Genomic DNA, 4,199 nt, shown 5'->3' on the forward strand with positions numbered 1-4,199 from the left:
CTGTGCATCCTGGCCTGTTCCGTCATCAGCCTGGGCTTTATGGCACTGCGCGGTACCCATAGCCACGCCGTGACCTGATGCCGCGGGCGGACAGGATGCACAGGGTGACCGACAGCAGAGTCTGCGGCAGCAGCGTGCTGAGCCCGCTGGCAATTCCCCCGAGGCTGAACGTGGCGGTGCCCATCAGGGCGGCCGCGGAGCCGCTGCTGGCGGGGAAATACTCCAGGAAACCGGCCTGGTTATTGGGACTGATCGCGCCCAGGGTGCCCGCATACAGCATCATGCCCGGCAGAAAGGCGAGTACCGACCCGTCGAGCAGGGCGACGCCCAGCAGCCAGACCGCAGCCACGGCCTGGGCCACGGTTGCCCCGCGCAGGATCTGCAGCGAGGGCAGCCGGTTGAGCAGCACACGGTTCAGCAAGTTGCAGCAGAGCATGGCAACGATATTGCAGGCGAACAACAGGGCGAAGGCATCGCGGGATTGCCCGTAGTGGACCTGATAGATATAGGCGGACCAAGTGACGAAGATGATCAGGCCGCCAAAACCCGCAGTCTGCCAGCCGATATGCGGCAAGGCCCGGCGCTCGCGCAGCACGCCCAGGTAACGCGCCACCATGCTGATTCCCCCCGGGCCAACGGGCTGGCGCCGCGGCCCCTTGAAAACCGTGGCCGACAGCAGCGGCAACAGGCACAGCGCGTAAATGCCAAGAAAGACGAAGATGACGTTCCAGTCACCCAGCCGCAGCAGCAGGGTGCCGATGGTGGGGGCAATAGCCGGCGCCACGATGGCCACCAGACCGATCATCGAGAACAGCTTGGCGGCCTGCAGCCCGCGCACCCGGTCGCGCACCAGGGCCGGCACCGAGACTGCGGTAAAGCCACCGCCGATGGCCTGTAGCACCCGGCCCAGCAGCAGGGCTTCAATCGTCTGCGCCCGGGACAGAAAAAAACTGGCGCAAGCAAACAGCAGCAGGCCGGTGACCAGCACCCGGCGGCGGCCAAAGTGGTCCGACAGCGCCCCGCCCACCAGTTGCCCCAGGGCAATCGCGAACATGTAAACCGAGATGGTCAGGGACACCACCTTGATCTCCACCCCCATGGCGGCCGCGATCGCCGGAAACGCCGGCAGGTAGGTGTCGATGGCGAAAGGCCCGAGCATCATGGTGAAGCCGAGGGCAAATACGATCGCCAGCGGGGTATGCTGGGTCTGGGTCATGCGAATTCCGGATGGACGGTGCTGGTGGCGTCCCTGTGGCTGCAGGTCGCGGGACGGGAGTATAGCACGCCGGAGCGCCTTTTTATGGCGCCCGGCCGCTACAAACTCACGGATTGCACCAGGGGCAGTCCTGGGGATCGGCCGCAGCGCGGGGATCGGGCTCGCGGCACTCATGGCCACAGGGCTGGCAGCGCGCCCTTGCCATGGCGGGTCAGCAGGGCAACGCTGCGCCCCTGAAACGAGGCCGGCACGGCTACTCCGCCCAGATCTGCCAGCTCCCGTTCCCGTAGCGCTCCATCCGCTCGCCATCCAGGCGGGCCAGATACAGCCAGTGGTTGTCCAGCAGTTGCCGCACGGTGACATGCTTCGCGATCACGCTGTCAATGGCCTCCCGCGGCGCCTCGATCACCACCGTCAGACGCAGGGGGGTATGCAAGCAGCGCTCGCCGTCGTGCAGCGACTGCCAGGGTAAACCGATGCGGAGGTCGCCACCGTTGCCTTCAAACACGCCGATGCGACCACCGGTCACATTGTGCAGGGTCTTGTTGCCACTGCCGTAGCGTTGGTTGTCCACGGTGGAGGCGTAGTACTGCATGTTGATCCAGTGGGTCACCACCATGGGGGCGGTCATGATCAACTCCAGCAGGCTGCCGTCCCGATCTTTTCGGTAATCGTAGTCGTGCAAAAAGCTGCGGCCCTGTAAATCGACACCGCGGGTTCGGGCGCGCGGCGCGACGATAAACGCCGCGTTGTTGGCCAGGCCCCACTCTGGCCGCGTTTGCGCCCAGTCATCGGCCCGCTCGCGGACGGCGCGCAGCAGGGCCTCGGGTTTTCTCTCCAGCAGCGCGGCCAGACCCAGCGCGGAAGCCCGCTCACGGCGTGCCCCGGCGCCCGCCGCGGCGAGCCGCTCGCGTATCCACTGCAGGTCGGTTGCGTGGCTGGCGGGCAGGTCCTCCAGGTCATACAGCAACACTTCATCGGTTGTGGTGTTGTGCAGACCGGCCACAAAAACGGTGCTGTCCGGAATCCGCACCCCCTGCGCCAGCTGCTGCTCGCGCACCGCTGGATCATTCAGCAGGCCCGCGAGGGCCCTGGCATTCACTTCCCCGGTCTGGCCACAACAGGCGCCGCAGTCCAGCCCCGCGCGCTGGGGGTTGTTGCGATTCTGGCTGCCGTGGCCCAACAGCAGCACCAGACGCCCGAACTGCTGCCCCAGGCCCATCGCGCCCAGCACCCGGGCGGCGATCTGCGCCTGGCCGGCAACGCCGCCTGCGGTGGCCGCGTCCAGGGTTGGCCGCACACTGCCGGCCTGCGCTCCCAGGCCAAGCGAATCCGGTGAACCCGGGGGAGCGGCTCCGGGCAGGCTGCGCTGCACCAGCTTGCCCAGGTAACCGAGGCCCAGCGCCTCGACCAGGGTAAACGAGGACAGCGGCACCGACTGGAAAACGCGCCAGCCGAGCATGCCCGACAGGCTCTGGCCGCGACGCCGGATGACCGCCGCGTCCCCGGCCGCCGAGCCGGTACTGTCGCTGATGTGCAGGGCGGCGGGCAGCAGGCCTGGCAACTGCGGCCGCCGGGCCGTGGTACCCAGCGGCGCATAGCTGATCGGCAGGCCGAAGAAGCCCGCAAAGCCCAGTGTCTGGATGTCGGTGGATTGTGCTTCGAGATGACGCCGCAGCAGCTCGGAGCGCACATCAATACAGAAGGCAGCCTGCACCGCCGGCGCCTCGGCCACCTCGACCCGGGGGCCTGACATAAGCCGGTCCCGCAGGCTGCGCTGATAGCTTATCTCCTGCGCCCGCTGCCAGACCTGATGCAGAACCAGGGATGGATCGGCCAGCGGAAGCGCCCTGCCCCGCCAGTTCGCCTGCCAGGCTGACCAGGTAGAACCCCCGTCCCGCACGCCGTCATCGAGCAGGGATTCCCAGCCCAGGCGTATGGCCAGCAAATCCACCAGCGCATGGTCATCTCCTCCCTCCAGCCGCGCCTGCCAGCGCAGGTAGGCGCACCACGCCGCCCAGCCACTCACGCGCATCAGCACCGCCTGCAGATAGAGGGGCCAGTCGCGCTCTCCCACGCCCAGCTGCGCCAGCGTGTTGCTGATCTGCTGCTCCGGATCTTCGGCGAGTCCGGCTGCCTGCGCGGGGATGCCGGGCGCCTGCATCAGCAGGGCGACGCTGTGGTCCCGGCGCAGGCCGTCGCGCCAGGCGGCGTAGAGTCCCCCCGCTTGATCCGGATGCCAGTCGGCCTGCTCACGGTCAAACCAGGCGGCGCAGAATTGCGACACCTGATGGGTGATGGTGTCGCACCAGGCTGGCTGCCGCCGCAGATCGCGCTGGCTGTCCAGCTGGTCGCTGAGCAGTGGCAGCGGCAGCGGCTCCGGCTGCGGCTGCTCCAGCGCGGCGACCGCCTGCTCCAGGGTCACCTCAGCCTGGTTTTCCCTCAGCGCCTGTTGCAGGTCCTGGACCTCAATCTCCCGCTGTTCCCAGGCTTGCCGATAGGCGGCCAGTGGCAAGGTCATGGGCGAACCGGCGACCTGGGCCAGATGCGCCGCCACCTCGCTGAAAGGTTGCTGGATCCGCCCCCAGTAGGGGTTGACCGCGATCATCCGGTCAAGCGGCCAGTTGGGGGCAATGCTCTCTACCGCGGCGGCGATAGCTTTCTGTACAGCGCTGGTCTTGAGCAGCAGGGGTTGCAACGGTGCGTTCACAGCAGGTCTCCTTGTGCCGGCAAATTCCGGTTAGCCAGGGTTTGCGCCTGGACAGGGTTCAATTTCACTGGCCATACCCTGAACGTCAGCCGGGTAAAAACCTCGTCGAGATAAAAACCGCAGTAGGCCCAGGGATAAAATGCGCGGGCAAAGCGGCCCCGGGGGTAGCAGCGCAACCAGACCTGGGTGCCGTAGAACAGCGCGAAGCTGAGCGCGACCCACAGCACCAGCGGCCAGGCGACCGCGGTCGCTGCCGGCCCGCGCCCCGCAAAA

Annotated in this window: 2 protein-coding genes and 1 pseudogene; all 3 read right to left on the reverse strand. The window is 67.3% G+C overall.

The features are described from left to right. Positions 1 to 37: 37 nt before the first annotated feature. Positions 38 to 1,216 carry a multidrug effflux MFS transporter gene (locus tag RJQ10_RS16300; protein WP_350148439.1) on the reverse strand — a complete coding sequence of 393 codons (1,179 nt, stop codon included), beginning with the start codon at positions 1,214 to 1,216 and terminating at the stop codon, positions 38 to 40. 253 nt (positions 1,217 to 1,469) lie between these two features. After that, on the reverse strand, positions 1,470 to 3,926 hold the full coding sequence (locus RJQ10_RS16305; protein WP_350148440.1) for a YbcC family protein: 2,457 nt from the start codon (positions 3,924 to 3,926) through the stop codon (positions 1,470 to 1,472). Then, positions 3,923 to 4,199, reverse strand: a pseudogene (locus tag RJQ10_RS16310) (hypothetical protein); the annotation flags it as partial. The gene RJQ10_RS16305 and the pseudogene RJQ10_RS16310, both read right to left, overlap by 4 nt.

Source organism: Haliea sp. (assembly GCF_040222615.1).
Lineage (GTDB): Bacteria > Pseudomonadota > Gammaproteobacteria > Pseudomonadales > Halieaceae > Haliea.

Coding starts and splice junctions, on each gene's coding strand:
- RJQ10_RS16300 (WP_350148439.1), bottom strand. CDS start 1,216: ATGACCCAGACCCAGCATACCCCGCTGGCGATCGTATTTGCCCTCGGC.